This window comes from Kitasatospora sp. SolWspMP-SS2h, assembly GCF_003259315.1.
GTDB classification, from domain to species: domain Bacteria; phylum Actinomycetota; class Actinomycetes; order Streptomycetales; family Streptomycetaceae; genus Kitasatospora; species Kitasatospora fiedleri.
Window position 1 is genome coordinate 22,584 of sequence record NZ_QLLT01000020.1, and the last position, 18,093, is coordinate 40,676.

The following is an 18,093-nucleotide window of genomic DNA, read 5'->3' on the forward strand; positions in this document are numbered from 1 at the left end:
GAGCCCCGCCCCCGGGTGCCAGACCCCCGCGCCCGCCGGGCGCGGCGCCCGCCCGCGCCCGGTGCGGGACGGGGGCGCCGGGGACGCCGTCCGGCCGTGCTCCGGCGCCCCCGCGGGCGCTGCGCGGTCGCCGCGTCAGCGCTTGAGGTCCTCGAACATGGTGCTCAGGAACTCGGCGCACCAGGAGAGCAGCTCCCGTCCGACCAGCGGCTTGCCGCCGATCCGGCCGCCGCTGCCGGGGCGCGGCACCAGCAGCTGCCGGGCGGCGGACTTGGTCTGGGTGCGCGGGTAGAGCCGGTTGAGCCGCAGTTGCTGGGACTCCCGCAGGTCGACCGGGCCGAAGCGGACGAAGGTGCCCTGGAGGGTGATGTCGCCGATGCCGCAGCGCCGGGCGAACAGCCGCAGTCCGGCCACCAGCAGCAGGTTCTCCACCGGTTCGGGCAGCTTGCCGTAGCGGTCGGTCAGCTCCTCGCGGACCTGCGCGATGTCGTCCTCCGAGTTGACCGCCGCGATCGAGCGGTACGCCTGGAGGCGCAGCCGCTCCCCCGGCGCGTAGTCGTGCGGGACGTGCGCGTCCACCGGGAGTTCGATCTTCACCTCCAGCGGCTCCTCCTCCGGCTCGCCGCCGCCCGCCTCCAGCGCGTCGCGGAACTCGGCCACCGCCTCGCCGACCATCCGCATGTAGAGGTCGAAGCCGACGCCCGCGATGTGTCCGGACTGCTCGCCGCCGAGCAGGTTGCCCGCGCCGCGGATCTCCAGGTCCTTCATCGCGACGTACATGCCCGCGCCCATCTCGGTGTGCTGGGCGATGGTGGCGAGGCGCTCGTGCGCGGTCTCGGTGAGCGGCTTCTCCGGCGGGTACAGCATGTAGGCGTAGCCGCGCTCGCGGCCGCGGCCGACCCGGCCGCGCAGCTGGTGCAGCTGGGAGAGGCCGAAGGTGTCGCCGCGCTCCACGATCAGGGTGTTGGCGTTGGAGATGTCGATGCCGGACTCCACGATGGTGGTGGAGACCAGGACGTCGAACTCCTTCTCCCAGAAGTCGACGACGACCTTCTCCAGCTGGGTCTCCCCCATCTGCCCGTGCGCGGTGGCCACCCGGGCCTCCGGCACCAGGTCCTTCAGCCGGGCCGCCGCCTTGTCGATCGACTCGACCCGGTTGTGGATGTAGAACACCTGGCCCTCGCGCAGGAGTTCGCGCCGGACCGCGGCGGCGATCTGCTTCTCGTCGTACGGGCCGACGAAGGTCAGCACCGGGTGCCGCTCCTCCGGCGGGGTGGTGATGGTGGACATCTCGCGGATGCCGGTGACCGCCATCTCCAGGGTGCGCGGGATCGGGGTCGCGGACATGGTCAGCACGTCGACGTTGGCCCGCAGCTTCTTCAGCTGCTCCTTGTGCTCGACGCCGAAGCGCTGCTCCTCGTCGACGATGACCAGGCCCAGGTCCTTGAACCTGGTCTCCGAGGAGAACAGCCGGTGGGTACCGATCACCACGTCCACCGAGCCCTCGAACAGGCCCTCCAGCACGGCCTTCGCCTCGGTGTCGGTCTGGAACCGGGAGAGCGCCTTCACGGTGACCGGGAAGTTGGCGTACCGCTCGGCGAAGGTCGAGAAGTGCTGCTGCACCAGCAGCGTGGTCGGCACCAGCACGGCGACCTGCTTGCCGTCCTGGACGGCCTTGAAGGCCGCCCGCACGGCGATCTCGGTCTTGCCGTAGCCGACGTCGCCGCAGATCAGCCGGTCCATCGGGACGGACTTCTCCATGTCGGCCTTGACCTCGCCGATGGTGGTCAGCTGGTCGGGCGTCTCCGCGTACGGGAAGGCGTCCTCCAGTTCGCGCTGCCAGGGGGTGTCCGGGCCGAAGGCGTGGCCGGGGGCCGCCATCCGGGCCGAGTACAGCTTGATCAGGTCGGCGGCGATCTCCTTGACGGCCTTCTTGGCCCGCTGCTTGGTCTTCGCCCAGTCCGCGCCGCCCAGGCGGTGCAGCGTCGGGGCCTCGCCGCCGACGTACTTGGTGACCTGGTCGAGCTGGTCGGTCGGCACGAACAGCCGGTCGCCGGGGTGGCCGCGCTTGGCGGGCGCGTACTCCAGCACCAGGTACTCGCGGGTCGCGCCCTGGACGGTGCGCTGCACCATCTCCACGTACCGGCCGACGCCGTGCTGCTCGTGCACCACGTAGTCGCCGGCCGCCAGCGCCAGCGGGTCGATCGCGTTGCGGCGGCGGGACGGCATCCGGCGCATGTCCTTGGTGGAGGACCGCTGGCCGGAGAGGTCGGTCTCGGTGATGACGGTGAGCTTCAGCTCCTCGTCGACGAAGCCGTGCTCGATCGAGCCGCAGGAGACGTACACCACGTCCCGGGTGGGGGCCTCGGCGAGGTCGGCGACCAGGCGGGCCGCGATGCCCTCGTTGCCGAGCACCTCGGCCAGCCGGGAGGCCGGGCCGTGGCCCTCGGTGACCATCACCACCCGCCAGTCGTCGGCGAGGCGGTCCTTGGCGTCGGCGATCGCCCGCGCGGTGTCGCCGCGGTACGCCTCGACGGCGTGCATGCCCAGGGTGAGGGTGTCCGCGTCGAATTCGAGCATGTCGGAGACCGTGGAGTCGCTGGTCGCGAACGGGCTGACCGACCACCACGGCAGGCCGATCCCGGCGGCGTGCTCGCGGACGTCCGCCAGCGACCACAGCGAGGCGGCCGAGACGTCGATCGCCTCCAGGTCGATCGGGCGGTCGGCGCCCGCCGCGGCGGCCACCCAGGACGCGGCCAGGAACTCCTGGCTGGTGGCGACCAGGTCGGCGGCCCGGGTGCGGACCCGCTCCGGGTCGCAGACCACGGCGATCGAGCCGGCCGGCAGCACGTCCAGCAGCAGCTCCATGTCGTCCACCAGCACCGGGGCCAGCGACTCCATGCCCTCGACCGCGATACCCTGCGCGATCTTGTCCAGGATCTCGCCCAGCTCGGGGTGGGCGGCGGCCAGGGCGGCGGCCCTCGCGCGCACCTGGTCGGTCAGCAGCAGCTCCCGACAGGGCGGCGCCCACAGGCCGTGCTCGGCGACCTCCAGGGACCGCTGGTCGGCGACCTTGAAGTAGCGGATCTCCTCGACGTCGTCGCCCCAGAACTCCACCCGCAGCGGGTGCTCCTCGGTCGGCGGGAAGACGTCCAGGATGCCGCCGCGCACCGCGAACTCGCCGCGCTTCTCGACCAGTTCGACCCGGGCGTAGGCGGCGGCCGCCAGCCCGCGGGCCACCTCGTCCAGGTCGTGCTGCTCGCCGCGCCGCAGCGCCACCGGCTCCAGCTCGGCCAGCCCCTTGACCTGCGGCTGGAGCACGCTGCGCACCGGCGCCACCACCACCTGCACCGGCCCGGCCGCCGGGTCGTCGGCGCGCGGGTGGACGATCCGGCGCAGCACGGCGAGGCGGCGGCCGACGGTGTCCGAGCGCGGGGAGAGCCGCTCGTGCGGCAGCGTCTCCCAGGCCGGGAAGTCGGCGACCGCGTCGGGCGGCAGCAGCGAGCGCAGCGAGGCCGCGAGGTCCTCGGCCTCCCGGCCGGTGGCGGTCACGGCCAGCACCGGTCGGCCGCTCGCGCCGGCGCGGGCGGCCAGCGACCGGGCCAGCGCCGCGATCGCGAACGGCCGGGCGGCGGGCGGCCCGACCAGGTCGAGGTGCTGCCGGTGCCCCGTGGCCGCCGCCTCGATCGCCTCGGCGAGGGCGGCGTCCCGTACGACGACATCCAGCAGTCCGGACAGGCTCATACGTCAGTTTCTCCACGACGGGGAGTGGCCCGGCACAGGGGACGGCCGGGCAGCGCGACAGGCCCGGAACGCGGTGCGCCCGGGGGGTGTCCAGCCTACGCCGCGCCGCCGCCGCGCACGCGGCGCGGCGTCCCGACGGCGGCGCCGGGGCGACTCACCGGTATCCGGTCCGGCTCGTCCAGAGATCATGCGGCCGACACACTGCTGTCACTGTGCGTCCATGGTCACCGCGCACCATGGATGTCAGCGCAGGCCGCATCCAACCGTGGGGGATGGCTGTGGAAGCGCGATCGCACCTCGATGGGGGTCGGGAGTGCGAAGGCCGGGCGGCCCTGGGTGGGGGCGCCCGTGCCACTCACGCCGAGGACCGCGGCGCCCGCTCCCGGGCGGCGCCGCGGGTCTCGGCGTCCTGGCGTTCCGGGCCCCGCGCGCCCCGCCCGCACCACTTCCGGCGAAGCCGCCCGCGCGAGGCGCGGCGCTCCGTACCCTCGTGTGAAGAAGGTGTGGGGACGCCGGTCATTTCCAGGGGGTTTGCTTCGTCATGCGCGTGGTCATCGCAGGTCAGGGCTATGTCGGACTCCCACTCGCGGTGCGCGCCGCCGAGGTGGGCCACCGGGTCGTCGGGTACGACGTGGACGAACGCCGGATCAAGCGGCTCGCGGTCGGCGAGTCGTACGTCGAGGACATCCCCGGGGAGCGGCTGCGCCCGCTGCTCGACTCCGGGGCGTACCTGCCCACCGCCGCGCCCGCCGACGTCGCGGACTTCGACGTCGCGGTGATCACCGTGCCGACGCCGCTGCGCGACGGCGTCCCCGACCTGTCGTACATCGAGTCCTCGGCGAGGCTGCTGGGGCGGCACCTGCGGCCCGGGGCGACGGTGGTGCTGGAGTCCACCACCTACCCCGGCACCACGGAGGAGCTGCTCGCCCCGCTGCTGGAGGCCGGCTCCGGGCTGCGGGCCGGGGCCGACTTCCACCTCGGCTACAGCCCGGAGCGGATCGACCCGGGCAACCCGGTGTGGAAGCTGGAGAACACCCCCAAGGTGGTCTCCGGCACCACCCCCGAGGGCCTGGCCGCCGTCGCCGCCTTCTACGGGCAGCTGGTCGAGCGGACCGTGCCGGTCTCCTCCTGCAAGGAGGCCGAGCTCACCAAGCTGCTGGAGAACACCTTCCGGCACGTGAACATCGCGCTGGTCAACGAGCTGGCGATGTTCGCCCACGACCTCGGCATCGACGTCTGGGAGGCCATCGACGCGGCCTCCACCAAGCCCTTCGGCTTCCTGCGCTTCACCCCGGGCCCGGGGGTCGGCGGGCACTGCCTGCCGATCGACCCCTCGTACCTGTCCTGGCGGGTCGAGCGCGCCCTCGGCCAGTCCTTCCGGTTCGTGGAGCTCGCCAACGACGTCAACAGCCACATGCCCGACTACGTGGTGCGGCGGCTCACCGAGGCGCTCAACCAGCGCCGCCGCAGCGTGAACGGCTCGCGGGTGCTGATCCTGGGCCTCGCCTACAAGGCCAACACCGGCGACGCCCGGGAGACCCCGGCGGCCCGGATCGTCGACCTGCTCACCCGGCAGGGCGCCGAGGTCCGGGCCGCCGACCCGCACGTCGTCGCGGGCGTCCACGTCGCCGAGCCGCACGTCCCCGGCCAGCGCACCCCCGCCCACGAGGGCGGCCCGCTGGCCGCCGTCCACCGCGTCGAGGCCACCCCCGAGGAGCTGGCCGCCGCCGACGCCGTCCTGCTGCTCGCCGACCACGACGAGTTCGACTACGCGGCCGTCACCGCCCACGCCCGCTACGTCCTCGACTGCCGCCGCCGCCTGACGGGGGCGGCGGTCGAGGTGCTGTAGCCGGCGCCCGGCTCAGCCCCGGCGCTGGATGCGGTTGCGGTCGGGGCGGGTGTCGTGGTCGATGCCGTCGTCGACGATGACGATCTTGGGGACGATGCGCCGCTCGGCGGCGGCCTCGGGCGCGGCCCCCGGCTGGTCGGGCGCGGTGGCGGGCTGGTCGGGCGCGGTGGCGGGCTGCTCGGGCGCGGCCGCGGGCTGCTCGGGCGCGGTGGCGGGCTTCGGCGGGACCGGGTCCTTGGCGAAGCTCGCGGGCTTGGCCGGCGGGGCCGGGATCTCGGCGGGGACCGTCGGGGTGTAGGGCTTGCGGGGGTCGTCCTGCCGGGGCTTGGCCGCGGTCTTGACCGGGCCCAGGACGGTGGTGGGCTGGTCGGCCGCCGGGGCCTTGGTGAGGTCGGCCTTCTTGGCCGCGACGGCCTCCGCCGCGTCCTCCGGGTCCTCGATCGCGCCGACGGCGGCGCCGGTGAGGGAGGCGAGGGTGCCCTTGATGTGGTCGAGGTGGGTCTGGACCTTGTCGAGGCGCTTGGTGAAGTCGGCCTGCTCGCGCTCGCTGGCGGCCTTGATCCGGGCGGCCTTCTCCCGCGCGGCGCCGAGCGCGGCGTCCGCCTTGGCCTGGGCCTCGGTGTCGAGGCGGCGGGCCTCCGCCAGCATCGCCTCGCGGTGCTGCTCGGCCTCCTTGACCCGGGCGTCGGCCGCGGCGGTGACCTTGGCCACGGCGGCGTCGGCGGCGGCCTCGGCGGCGGTGAAGTCCTCGTCGGCCTTGCGGCGGCGCTCGGCGAGGGTGGCCTCGGACTGCTCGGAGGCGTTCGCGGCGGCGACCCGGACCCGGGCGGCGTGGCCGGTCGCGGCGTGCACCAGGGCGCGGGCCTCGGCGTCCGCCTCGGCCCGGATCCGCTCGGCCTCGGCGCGGCTGCGCTCGTCGGTGCGGCGGACGAACCGGTCGGTCTCCTCGCGCAGCTTGGCGGCGTACTCCTCGGCCGCCCTGGCGGCGGCCTCACCGGTCTCGTGGGCGGCGTCCCGGGCGTCCTCGCCGGCCCGCTCGGCCTTGGCGTGGATGGCGTCGGCCTCGTTGAGGGCGATGCCGAGCAGGGCCGCGGCCTGGTCGCTGAGCTCCCCGAAGTCGGGGTCGGGGGCCTCCTCGGCGGCCTGCTGGATGTCGGCCAGGCGCTTCTCCATCTCGCGCAGCCCGCCGCCCAGGACGCTGAGCCGCTCCCACGCCTCGTCTCGGGCACGGCTGAGCGCGGTGACCGCCGCGTCGACCTGGTCGGGCGCGTAGCCGCGCCTGGACGGGGTGAAGCCGTACTGGGACACGGCGTCGCTCATTTCGGCTGTTCTCCTCGTGCTCGCGGGCTGCGCGGCCCCGCCGGGTGCGTGGTTCTGGTGGGGCGGGCGAACCGTCCCATTGACCTATTTTGCGCAGATACGAACGCAAACCAAACAGGGACCACCGCGCGGCCGGGCGAACCGGCCGCGCGGGGCGGGGTCAGAGCAGGCCGTCCCAGAGCTGTTCCACCAGGACCGCCCACCAGCTCTCGGGGGTGTGCACGGCGGCCGGGTCGACCGCCAGCAGCTGGGCCTGGAAGTCGGTGGTCCAGCGACCGGCCTGCTCGGGGTTGAGGCCGTGGCGCAGGTGCCACATCCGGGCCAGCGCGGCCAGGCAGGCCGCGAACTCGGGAACCCCGGAGTTGACGAAGCGCGGCGGCTCGGCCGGGTTCTCGACGTCGACGGCGACCACCGCGGCGGTCCCGTACTGGACGCACAGCTGGCGGCCGTAGTCGTTGCCGAGCACCAGGTAGCCGCCGAAGTCCGGGCCCGGCGGCAGGCCGCGCTCGGCGGCGAGCTCGGCCAGCGTCGGGATGGGGCGGCCCTCCTGGGCCTGGGCCCAGAAGAACGGCGTGAACTCGCGGGGCAGGCCGACCCACATCAGGATCTGGGCGACCTGCTCCGGCACCCCCTGGCGGGCCACCGCGCGCTGCTCGAACCGGAACATCGACGGGCCGAACATCGCGCCGAACTCCGCCGCGAGCTGCTGCGGCGGCGGGGGCGGCAGCTGCGGGACGGCGCCGGGCGCGGGCAGCGGCGCCCGGACGGTGCGCGGGCGGTGCGGGGCGGACACCAGCTGGTGCAGCTGCTCGACGTGCTCCTGCAGCACGTTCATCCCGGCCTGCCGGGCGGCGGCGTCGCGGCCGTACGGGGCGGTGTGGCTGATCCGGGCGTTCGGCCAGGACGCCCGCACCATCCGGGAGCAGTAGCCGCTGGGCAGGTCGCACAGCTCCAGCTCGGTGTGCACCTCCAGCACCTGGTCGGCGGGCACGCCGAGGCGGCGCAGCTCCTGGAGGGCCCGCCACTCCGGGTGCGGGGTGCCCAGCTCGGAGGTCATCACCAGGCTGAGCTCGGAGCCGTCGGGGGCCCGGTAGTTGACCACGGCGGTGGTGCCGGGGCCGACCGTGGGCAGGCCGGACGGCGGCGGCACCGGCCCGGCCGGGGGCGGCGCCTGGCCGGGCGCGCCGGGCGCGCCCGGCGGGAGGCCGTGGCCCTGCGGGCCGCCCGGGAACGGCGGCGGGGGCGCCTGGAACGGCGGCGGGGGCGCCTGGAACGGCGGCTGCTGCGGCGCGCCGGGGAACGGCGGGGTCACGCCCGGCGGCAGCTCGATCGCCGGGGCCAGCTGGGTGGCCTGGTGGGCGACTGCGGCGGCCTCCGGCGCGGGAGCGGCGGGAGCCCCGGGCACGGCGTGGGCGGTGGGCCCGGCCGGGGGCGCGCCCTCGGCGCGCAGCCCGTCGGGGGCGGGCGGTGGCGGGGCGCCCGCGCCGCCGCGGCCGCCGGGGCCGCCGGGGTGCCGGGCGGGGCCGCCGGCGGCGGACAGCAGGTCGCTGGGCGGGGGCGGCGGGGGTGCGCCGGGGCCGCCGCGGCCACCGGGGCGCGGGGCGGGCCCGCCGGTGGACGGCAGCAGCTCGTTCGGCGGGGGCGGCGGCGGGGCGCCGGGGCCGCCGCGGCCCAGCTGGACGCCGGGGCCGGGCAGCGGGGCGCCGGGGCCGGGAGCGCCGGGCAGGCCCATCAGGCCGGGCGGGCCGTCGGTGGCGAGCACGGTGGCCGCGTGGTCGACCGGGCTCGCGGAGGGCGCGGGAGCACCGGGCACGGGCGGGACGGGAGCACCGGGCGGCGGCGGCACGGGCGTGCCGGGTGCCGGGGTGCCCGGGCCGCCGGCCGGGTACGGCGGGGCGGCGGGCGGGACGGGCGCGCCGGGGCCGGGGTACGGCGGCGTCGCCCCGGGCGGGACGGGCACGCCGGGCGCCGTGCCCGGGAAGGCCCGGCCGGGGGCGAGCACGGTGGCGGCCTCGGAACCGGGCGGCGGCGGGACGGGCGTGCCGGGCACGGGGGTGGGCGTGCCGGTGAAGTAGCTGGGGCCCTCCTCGCCGGGTTCCGGCAGCGACGCGGCCTGCGGCACGGGCGGCGGGAGGGGCCGGGGCGCGGGCGCGGCGGCCTGCGGCGGGATCGCCGGCGCGGCGGGTGCGGGCGCGGCCAGCCGGTCGGCCTCGGCGGCGATAGCGGCGGCCCCGGCCTCCTGGAGCCACTGCGGGGGGCTGAGCAGGAAGGAGGTGGCCTCGACCGCGCCGCGCACCGGCTTGGCGGCCCCGGCCGGGTTGGGCTCGGCGCCGGTGCCGTACAGCTCCTCGTACTGCCGGACCACCTCGTTGACCGGCAGCGGCGGCCAGAGCGTGCTGGCGCCGCTGTCGCGGGCGATCACCAGGCGCAGCGAGGTGCCGGGGCCCCCGCCGTGCTCGCTGCCGTCGACGGCCCAGCAGACGTAGCCGAGGTCGAACTCGCGGACCTTCACCTCGCGGTGCCGCGAGCGCGGCACCCCGGCGTTGATCCAGTCCTCGGCGGTCTCCTGCGCCTGCGCGTACGTGGTCACCACGTCTCGTCCCACCCCTGTCGTTCGGTCAGTTCACCGGGACGGCGCGCACGAAGCCGCCGTCCACCATGAGTTCGGCGACGGTCTCCAGCTCCGCGGGCCCGCCGGCGAGGCGCAGCAGGAACGCGTCGAAGCTGTCGCCGCAGGGCAGCAGGAGGCGCTGCACGCGCTGCTCGACGGGCTCGTCGGAGCCGTCGTCGCGGGCGTCGTCGTAGGGCAGGAAGCCGACCGAGCCGGTGCCCTCGCCGCGGACCCTGACGGTCAGCAGGCCGCCCTGGAGGTAGGCGACGGCGAGGTGGTCCTTGGTGAGGTGGTCGCGCAGGCACTTGTTGGCGTACACCAGGTCGTGGGTGCCGTACTCCTCGCTGAGGGTGAGGAACGGCTGGTCGACCAGCAGGCCGAGGTCGACGTCGAGGGCGACGCCGACCGGGCCGCGGCCGCCGGTGAGCTTGAGGAAGTCCCGGTAGGCGGGCGGCAGCGGGTGGCCGAGGCGCTGCTCGGCGCGCTGGACGAGGTCCTCGGTGACGGCGACCGGGTCGCCGCCGTCCTTGGCGAGCGAGAAGTGCGCGGGGCGGTGGTCCTGGAGCGGGCGGGTGCCGCGGCGGGTGTGGTCGGCGGTGGAGCGGGCCAGGCCGCCGTGGTGCCGCAGCAGGGCCTTGACCTCGACCGGGACGAGCTCCATCCGCCGCCAGCCCGCGGGGGCGCGGCCGACGACGTGGTGCCAGGTCCAGCCGGGCGGGGTGGCGACGGCGCTGTCCAGGTCGGCCCAGAGCTCGTGGCCCCGGGTGTAGAGCGCGGCGTTGGCCGACACGTAGTCGGTCAGGCGCAGTTCGTCGACGCCGAAGCCCTCCGGCGGGTCGGCGACCTCGGCGGCGGCGGCCGCGTACGGCGAGAAGTCCGGGTGGCCGTTCTCGTCGACGCGCACGCCCCGGGGGTGCCGCTCGGCCCGGACCGGGTCCGGGAACTGCACCACCTGGCCCGCGTACGCCGCGTTGGGCACGGCGGCGGTGCCGGGCCGACCTGTCGTCATCTGTGGTCCCCCACTGGCAGAAGCCGATGTCCTCGGGGACCAGCGTAGGGCAACGGCCGTCCGCGTTCAGGGGCGCGGTGGTACCCGGCCGGGTGCCGTCCGGCCGGGTGCCCGCCGGGGGTCAGCGGCGGCGCAGCGCGGCGGCCAGCGTCTCGGCGACCCGGGTCTGCTGGACCTCGGTGAGCTGCGGGAACAGCGGCAGGGTGAGCAGTTGCCCGGCGGCCCGCTCGGTGACCGGGAAGGCGCCTTCCGGATGGCCGAGGTGGCGGAACGCGGGCTGGAGGTGGACCGGGACGGGGTAGTGCACGCCGGCGCCGATCCCGGCCTCCTGGAGGGCGGCCAGCACTCCGTCCCGGTCGCGCTCGACCCGCACCGCGTACAGGTGCCAGACGTGCGCGTTGCCGGGCAGGGTGCGCGGCAGGGTGATCCCGTCCAGGCCGCCGAGCAGCTTGTCGTAGCGTTCGGCGGCGGCCCGGCGGGCCTCGTTCCAGGCGGGCAGGCGGCGGAGCTTGGCGCGCAGCACCACGGCCTGCAGGGTGTCCATCCGGGAGTTGAAGCCGAACCGCTCGTGGACGTACTTGCGGTCCGAGCCGTGGTCGCCGAGCAGCCGCACCGCGCGGGCGAGTTCGGCGTCGTCGGTGACCACCGCGCCCGCGTCGCCGTACGCGCCGAGGTTCTTGCCCGGGTAGAAGCTGGTGGCTGAGATCCGCCCCCAGCTGCCGGCGGGCCGCCCGTGCCGGGTGGCGCCCTGCGACTGGGCGCCGTCCTCGACCACCGGCCGGCCGTCGGCCGCCGCCAGCAGCGCCTCCATCGGGGCGAGTTGGCCGTTCAGGTGGACGGGCAGCAGGGCGACGGCGCCTGCCGCCCGGGCGGCGGCCTGCTCGACGTCGATCAGCAGGTGCTCCTCGTCCACGTCCACCAGGACCGGCCGCAGCCCGGCCCGGACCACCGCCTCGGCGCTCGCCACGAAGGTGTTGGCGGGCAGCACCACCCCGCCGCCGGGCTCCAGCTCCAGTGCGCGCAGCGCCAGTTCGATCGCGTCGGTGCCGTTCGCCGTCCCCACCGCGTGCGCCGTGCCGCAGAACGCCGCGTACTCCCGCTCGAACGCGGCGACGTCGGGGCCCTTGATGTAGGCGCCGCTCGCCAGTACCGCATCGAAGCCCGCGCGGACCTCGTCGGCGATCTCGGCGTGCGCGGCGTGCAGGTCGACCAGGGGGATGTCGGTCACGGTGGGAGCCTCTCGTGGGCGGAACCGGGGGCGCGGGGAGCCGCGCGGATCGGAGGTCGGACGGCGGGAGGATCGCGGCGGGGGGAGGACGCTGCGCGTGCGGGCACCCCCGCGTCAACGGCCCAGGGCCGCCTTGAGGGCCGAGACGACGTGCTGGACCTGCCCGTGGCCGAGCGAGTGGTAGAGCGGCAGGATCAGCGACCGCGCGGTGATCAGCTCCGTCGCGGGCAGCGGCACCCGCGCCGTCCCCTTGTACGGGGCCTCCAGGTGCGCCGCCATGATGCCGCGCCGCGCCGAGACGCCGTCGGCGGCGAGCCGGGTCAGCACCTCGCCCCGGTCGGGGGCGTCCTCGGGGAGCAGCAGCCAGAGCGACTGGAAGTTCGCGGTGCCGTGCGCCGGGTCGGCGACCGTCCGGGCGGCCAGTTCGGGGCCGAGCAGCTCGCGGTAGTGGTCGGCGAGCTCGCGCCGCCGGGCGACCATCGCGGGGAGCTTGCCGAGCTGGACCAGGCCGATCGCGGCCTGGACGTCGGTCATCCGGTGGTTGAAGCCGATCTCGTCGTAGGTCTCCACCACGCCCGCGCCGCCCGCCCCGGCGTGCCGGTCGGCGGCCGAGACGCTCATCCCGTGCTCGCGCAGCCGCCGCAGCCGGGCGGCGAGTTCGCCGTCCTGGAGGGTGAGCATGCCGCCCTCACCGGTGGTGAGCAGCTTGCGCGGGTGGAAGGAGTAGGCGGAGATCGCGGCGCCCGCACCGGCCGGGCGGCCCCGATAGACGGAGCCGGCGGCGCACGCGGCGTCCTCGACTACGGCGATGCCGCGCGGTTCGACCAGAGCGCGGATCGCGTCCAGGTCGACGGGGACACCGCCCTGGTCGACGGCGATCACGGCCCGGGTGCGCGCGGTGAGCAGCGGCGCGACGGTGGCGGGGGTGAGGTTGGCGGTGGCCGGGTCGACGTCGGCGAAGACCGGTACGGCCCCGACGTAGGTGACGGCGTTGGCGGTGGCGACGAACGACAGCGAGGGGACGACGACCTCGTCGCCGGGGCCGACCCCGGCGCCGATCATCGCCAGGTGCAGGGCGGTGGTGCAGTTGGACACCGCGACGGCGTGCGGCGCGCCGGTGTGCTCGGCGAACGCCTTCTCGAACGCGGCCACCCGGGGGCCCTGCGCGACCCATCCGGAGCGGACGGCCTCGGCGGCGGCCTCGGCCTCCTCCTCGCCGAGCCACGGGATCATGACGGGGATGGTCATCGGGTGCTCCTCCTCGGTTCACGCACCGCCGGGTCGCGCCCCGGTGCGACGGGCCCGCCCGGCGCGGTCCTGCTGACGGGAGCCCCCCGGTCCGCGCGGTTGCGCGCGGACCGGGGGGCGCGTCCGGGCTCGGGCGGCTACTGCTCGCGCCACCAGGCGACGAGCGCGCGCAGCCCGTCGGTGAGGCCGAGTTCGGGCTTCCAGCCGAGGTCGCGCTCGGCGGCGGAGATGTCGGCGAGGCGCCGGACCACGCCGCCGGCGGTGTCCCGGGCGGGGCCGTGCTCGACCTCCAGGCCGGAGTCCATGGCGGCGAGCAGGGCGTCGGCCAGGCCGCGCAGCGAGACCTCGGTGCCGGAGGCGATGTTGTAGACCCGGTCGGTGACCGGGGCGGCGGCGGCCAGCAGGTTGGCCCGGGCGATGTCCTCGGTGTAGACGAAGTCCATCGTCTGGGCGCCGTCGCCGAAGATCAGCGGGGGCCGTCCGGCGGCGATCCGCTCCATCCAGCGGATGAACACCTCGGTGTAGCGGCCGTGCACGTCCATCCGGGGGCCGTACACGTTGAAGTACCGCAGCGCGACGTAGTCGAGGCCGTGCATGGCGTGGAAGCTGCGCAGCAGGCCCTCGTTGAAGACCTTGGCGGCGCCGTACAGGGTGTCGTTGTGGTACGGGTGCTGGGTCTCGGGCGTCGGGAAGGTGTCGGCGAGGCCGTACACCGAGGCGGTGGAGGAGGCGATCACCTTGCGGACGCCGGTCTCGGCGGCGGCCTCGACCACGTCGAAGGTGCCGTCGACCATCACCTCCAGGGCGAGCCGGGGTTCGGCGGCGCACTGGGTGATCCGGATCGCGGCGAGGTGGAACAGCGCGTCGGTGCCGGGCGCGAGCAGTTCGCGCAGCAGGGCGCGGTCGCGGATGTCGCCGTCGACGACCCGCAGCTGGCCGGGGGCGGCGAGTTCCCGGGCGCGGGCCAGGTTGGCCGTCCGGCCGCGGACGAAGTTGTCGAGCACGACGACCTCGCGGGCGCCGGCCTCGACCAGCTGGTCGACGACGGTGGAGCCGATGGTGCCGGCGCCGCCGGTGACCAGGCAGCGGGAGCCTTCGAGCGGGACGGCGGCGTTCATCGGGCGGCGGCCTTCTGCTGGGCGGAGAGCTGGCGGGTGAGCAGCGCGGCGGCGTCGGCCCCGCTGCCGGCGGCGGGGCCGTCGGCGGAGGCGTCCACCGGGACGGTCGCGCCGCCGAGTTCGAGGCTGCGGGAGGCGGCGTGCAGCAGGCGCAGCACGCGCAGTCCGGCCCGGCCGTCGGTGAGCGGGGCGCGGCCCTCGGTGATGGCGGCGGCGAACTCGGCCATCACGTTGCGCAGCGCCTCCTGTTCGACCAGGGCGGGGGCGACCACGTCGCCGACCCGGTAGGAGATCAGGGCGCGGTGCCGGATGGCGTCGGTGAGTTCGTCGGGCGGGGTGAGGTCGACGCCGCGGTCGTGGATCGCGAGCCTGGCCTGCGGGTTGAGGTCGTCCCAGACCAGGGTGCGGCGGGAGCCGCCGATCAGCGTGGTGCGGACCTTGGTCGGGGAGAGCCAGTTGACGTGGCAGTGGGCGAGCGCGCCGTTGGACAGCCGCAGCGTCAGGTAGGCGACGCAGGCCCGGCCGGCGCCGATCGGGTCGGCGGCCTGGGCGCTGACGCCGACGGGTTCGACGCCCGGCGGCAGGACGAAGTCGAGGATGGACAGGTCGTGCGGGGCGAGGTCCCACAGCACGTCGACGTCGGGCTGGACCAGGCCGAGGTTGATCCGCACCGAGTCGAAGAACTGGACGTCGCCGATCTCGCCGCCGTGCACGAGTTCGCGGATGCGGCGCACCACCGGCGTGTAGCAGAAGGTGTGGTCGCACATCAGGACCAGGCCGCGCTCCTCGGCGAGGGCGACCAGGTCGGCGGCCTCCTCGACGGTGGTGGTGATCGGCTTCTCCACCAGGACGTGCTTGCCGGCCTCCAGCGCGGCCCGGGCCAGCCGGTGGTGGGCGCCGGCCGGGGTGGCGATGGCCACCGCCCGGACCCGCTCGTCGGCGAGCACCTGCTCGTACGAGGTGGTGGCGGCGACCGTCGAGTACTCGCCCAGGACCTTGCGGGAGCGCTGTTCGTCCAGGTCGCACAGCCAGTGCAGCCGCAGGGCGGCGGTCTGCTGGGCGTTGCGGACCAGGTTCGGGCCCCAGTAGCCGGCGCCGACCACGGCCAGGCCGATCCGCCGGTCGGGCCGCTGTTCGGTGCTGCCCGGTGTGGGCACGTGTTCCCCGGGCGCCTCGTGCGCCACGACGTTCGACCCCATCGCAAGACCCCCCTTGCCGCCGCGTCGCTCGAACCGTACCGGCCCGGCCCGGCCCGCCGGGGCACAATCGGCAAAACCGCCGCGGGCCGCCCGGGGCGCGGGGGGCGGTGGTTCGGCCCTCCGTACACCTCCGCGCGCCCCGTGTCCGCACCCCGGCGCGGCGCGCGCCGCATCGGTTTGGCAGGCTGGATGCTCTGGGGTGAGGATTCACTGTCCGCGGGTCCCGCTACCGTGCGTGATCCACCGTCCGTCAGCAGACCCCCGGCAGCGGAGAACTGCCGTGCGCCGCACAACGCCGAGGAGCAGTCATGGACCAGTCGGGCCCGCCGCCCGTGTTGCGCCACCAGCGCGACAGCCTGCTGCCCGCGGTGGCGGCCGCGCTGTCGCTGCGCGGCGGCACGGTGCACACGCTGGCCGGGGAGAAGTCGGAGCCGGCGCCGATACTGCACCCGCTGGTCGGCGCGTTCCTGGCGGCGCTGCCGGTGGAGAAGCGCGAGCGCTTCGTCGGCCGCTGCCCGGAGGCGGCGCTGCTGTCCCAGTACCTGGGGCAGGTCGACGCGTCCCGTTCGAAGCGGGCCGCGCGCAAGCCGATGACGGTGCAGGAGGCCCGCAAGGCGCTCAAGGGGGCCCGGATGACCACGCTGCGCATCCGCGAGGAGGGCGATCCGGCGCACGGCACGCACGCGCCGCCGTGCCGCTCCTGCGCCCCGCTGCTGGAGCACCTGAACGTGGCCAGCGTCGAGGTGGGCCCGCCCGGCCGCTGAGCGCCCGTTCCCGAACTCCCCCGTTCCCGACCCCCGTCCCCGAACTCCCGGAGCACGCCCTGAACGCCGGCCCCGTCCGCACCCAGCCCCGCTTCCCGGCCGACGTGGCCGCCGCGCTCAAGCAGGCCGGCTGGCACCCCGGCCGCTGGGAGATCCGGCAGGCCGAGCTGTGGGCCGACGCCCTGGTCGCGTACGGCGGTCCGCTGGAGCCGCAGCACGCGGTGTTCCCGGCCGCGATCGAGGCGTGGGCCGAGTTCGGCGGCCTGGCCTTCGACGTCCCGGGGGCGGGCGCCACCCTGGCCCGCACCCCGTTCCTGCTCGACCCGCGCTGCGGCCTGCACGCCCCGCGCACCCTCGCCGACCTCGGCCGGGCCCTGGACACCCGGCTGGCCCCGCTCGGCGAGGAGCTGTACGGGCAGGCCCTGCTGGCCGTCGACGAACAGGGCCGGGTCTACAGCCTCGACCACACCGGCGAGTGGTTCCTCGGCGACAGCGTCGACCGGGCGATCGGCACCCTGGTCCTCGGCCGCGCCCCGCACCGGCTGCGCACCGCCCAGGACTGACCGCGCCGGGACTGACCGCGCCAGGACTGACCGCGCCGGGCCGCCCGCGGGCGGCCCGTCCGACGGCGGCCCGCCGAGCAGCGGCCCGCCGAGCAGCGCCCCGTCAGCCCGCCGGCCCGGCCGAGCGCCGCAGCCGCGAGGGCAGCACCGCCTCCACCCGGAACCCGCCGCCGTCCTCCGGCCCGGCGTGGAAGCCGCCGCCGAGCGCCACCACCCGCTCGCGCATCCCGACCAGCCCGTTGCCGCCGCTGGGCAGCGCCACCGGCGCCGCCGTGCCCGGGCAGTCGTTCACCACCGACACCCGCACCCCGTTCGGCACGTACGCCAGCAGCACCGCGACCCGCGCCCCGCCCGCGTACTTGTGCGCGTTGGTCAGGCCCTCCTGCACCACCCGGTACGCGGTCTGCTCGGCCTCGGCGACGTACGCCCGGGGCTCGCCGCTGACCGCCAGCGACACCGCCATGCCCGCCACCCGGGACTGCTCGACCAGCTCCGGCAGTTCGCCCAGCCCGCCGACCGGGGCCTCGACCTGCTCCTGCGGCTCGGTCATCCGCAGCACGCCCAGGATCTCCCGCAGTTCGTCCAGCGCCTGCCGGCCGGTCTCGCCGATCAGCTTCGCCGACTGCCGGGCCTTCGCCGGGTCCTTGGGGACGATCCGCTCCACCGCGGCGGCGTGCACCACCATCAGGCTGACCCGGTGCGCGACCACGTCGTGCATCTCCCGGGCGATCCGGGTGCGCTCCTCGGCCCGGGCCCGCCAGGCCCGCTCCCGGGCCTGCTCGGCCAGCAGGGTCAGCTCGGTCTCCAGGCCCTGGGCCCGGTCCTTGAGCGACTCCACCAGCCGCCGCCGCGCCCCCACGTACAGGCCGGTCACCATCGGGGCGACCGCCATGCCGACCGCGACGAACGCCGAGATCACCACGAACACCCAGGTCGGCGGCAGCGGTTCGGCGGGCGGCGCCTTGCTGGGCGCCGTGGTGGCGAACAGCACCATGCCGAAGGTCTCCACCATCGCGACCGCCGACAGCACCACCACCCGGGCCCGCCGCGAGGGCCACTCCCAGGTCGCCGCCAGCGTGTACAGCGACACCGCCAGCAGCACCACGCCGAAGAACCCCGGCACGAACACCAGCGCCACCACCACCGGCACCACCGGCCACCGGCGCCGCACCACCAGCGACGCCCCGGCGAGCGCCCCCAGCACCACGCACACCACCGTCGCGGGCGGTCCCCAGCCCAGCCGGTCCCGGACCAGCCCGTACGCCCCCGCGGCGCACTCCACCGCCGACACCGCGGCCAGTGCCAGGTCCAGCGCCGCGCCGCGCCTCCGCTTCCACCACCACAGGCCGTCCCCCGCCGGCTTCTCACTCATGACCGACACGATACGCAGTGGGGGTCGCCGGCCGGGGGCGCGCACCCGGCGCCGGCCGGCCCCGCCCG

The 18,093-nt window shown here is 76.0% G+C and carries 12 protein-coding genes; 3 read left to right on the top strand and 9 right to left on the bottom strand.

The features are described from left to right. Nucleotides 1–135: 135 nt before the first annotated feature. Nucleotides 136–3,744 carry a transcription-repair coupling factor gene (gene mfd, locus K353_RS23950; RefSeq protein ID WP_111555622.1) on the bottom strand — a complete coding sequence of 1,203 codons (3,609 nt, stop codon included), beginning with the start codon at nt 3,742–3,744 and terminating at the stop codon, nt 136–138. A gap of 541 nt (nt 3,745–4,285) precedes the next feature. Between mfd and K353_RS23955 the strand changes: the two genes are divergently transcribed. Next, entirely contained in the window at nt 4,286–5,593 is a 1,308-nt protein-coding gene (locus tag K353_RS23955) for a nucleotide sugar dehydrogenase (protein ID WP_111555623.1), read from the top strand. A gap of 12 nt (nt 5,594–5,605) precedes the next feature. Here K353_RS23955 and K353_RS23960 read toward each other — a convergent pair whose 3' ends face one another. The 7 genes from K353_RS23960 to K353_RS23995 form a co-directional block, all read right to left on the bottom strand. Further along, entirely contained in the window at nt 5,606–6,913 is a 1,308-nt protein-coding gene (locus tag K353_RS23960; protein ID WP_111555624.1) for a hypothetical protein, read from the bottom strand. 160 nt (nt 6,914–7,073) lie between these two features. After that, the gene (locus K353_RS36030; RefSeq protein ID WP_233533791.1) at nt 7,074–9,503 is read right to left on the bottom strand and encodes an SUKH-4 family immunity protein; all 2,430 of its coding nucleotides are present in this window, start codon (nt 9,501–9,503) and stop codon (nt 7,074–7,076) included. 28 nt (nt 9,504–9,531) lie between these two features. Then, complete coding sequence (locus tag K353_RS23975) at nt 9,532–10,533, bottom strand: SMI1/KNR4 family protein (protein WP_111555626.1); 1,002 nt, start codon at nt 10,531–10,533, stop codon at nt 9,532–9,534. 121 nt (nt 10,534–10,654) lie between these two features. Further along, nucleotides 10,655–11,761 carry a DegT/DnrJ/EryC1/StrS aminotransferase family protein gene (locus K353_RS23980; protein ID WP_111555627.1) on the bottom strand — a complete coding sequence of 369 codons (1,107 nt, stop codon included), beginning with the start codon at nt 11,759–11,761 and terminating at the stop codon, nt 10,655–10,657. Between the two features lie 114 nt (nt 11,762–11,875). After that, entirely contained in the window at nt 11,876–13,009 is a 1,134-nt protein-coding gene (locus K353_RS23985; RefSeq protein WP_111555628.1) for a DegT/DnrJ/EryC1/StrS aminotransferase family protein, read from the bottom strand. Nucleotides 13,010–13,146: 137 nt separating this feature from the next. Beyond that, entirely contained in the window at nt 13,147–14,127 is a 981-nt protein-coding gene (locus K353_RS23990) for an NAD-dependent epimerase/dehydratase family protein (protein WP_111555629.1), read from the bottom strand. Continuing rightward, nucleotides 14,124–15,326, bottom strand: coding sequence for a Gfo/Idh/MocA family protein (locus tag K353_RS23995; protein ID WP_233533792.1), 1,203 nt, complete (start codon nt 15,324–15,326; stop codon nt 14,124–14,126). The genes K353_RS23990 and K353_RS23995 overlap by 4 nt, the downstream gene beginning before the upstream one ends. 308 nt (nt 15,327–15,634) lie before the next feature. On the opposite strand from K353_RS23995, the gene K353_RS24000 reads away from it, so the two are divergent. Together K353_RS24000 and K353_RS24005 are read left to right on the top strand one after the other, a co-directional pair. After that, nucleotides 15,635–16,090: a YwqJ-related putative deaminase gene (locus K353_RS24000; RefSeq protein WP_111555630.1), complete on the top strand. Its 456-nt coding sequence runs from the start codon at nt 15,635–15,637 to the stop codon at nt 16,088–16,090. A gap of 104 nt (nt 16,091–16,194) precedes the next feature. Continuing rightward, nucleotides 16,195–16,653 carry an SUKH-3 domain-containing protein gene (locus K353_RS24005; protein ID WP_233533793.1) on the top strand — a complete coding sequence of 153 codons (459 nt, stop codon included), beginning with the start codon at nt 16,195–16,197 and terminating at the stop codon, nt 16,651–16,653. Nucleotides 16,654–16,756: 103 nt separating this feature from the next. Here K353_RS24005 and K353_RS24010 read toward each other — a convergent pair whose 3' ends face one another. Continuing rightward, nucleotides 16,757–18,025, bottom strand: a complete 1,269-nt coding sequence (locus K353_RS24010; RefSeq protein ID WP_111555631.1) for a sensor histidine kinase — start codon at nt 18,023–18,025, stop codon at nt 16,757–16,759. Nucleotides 18,026–18,093 lie beyond the last annotated feature (68 nt).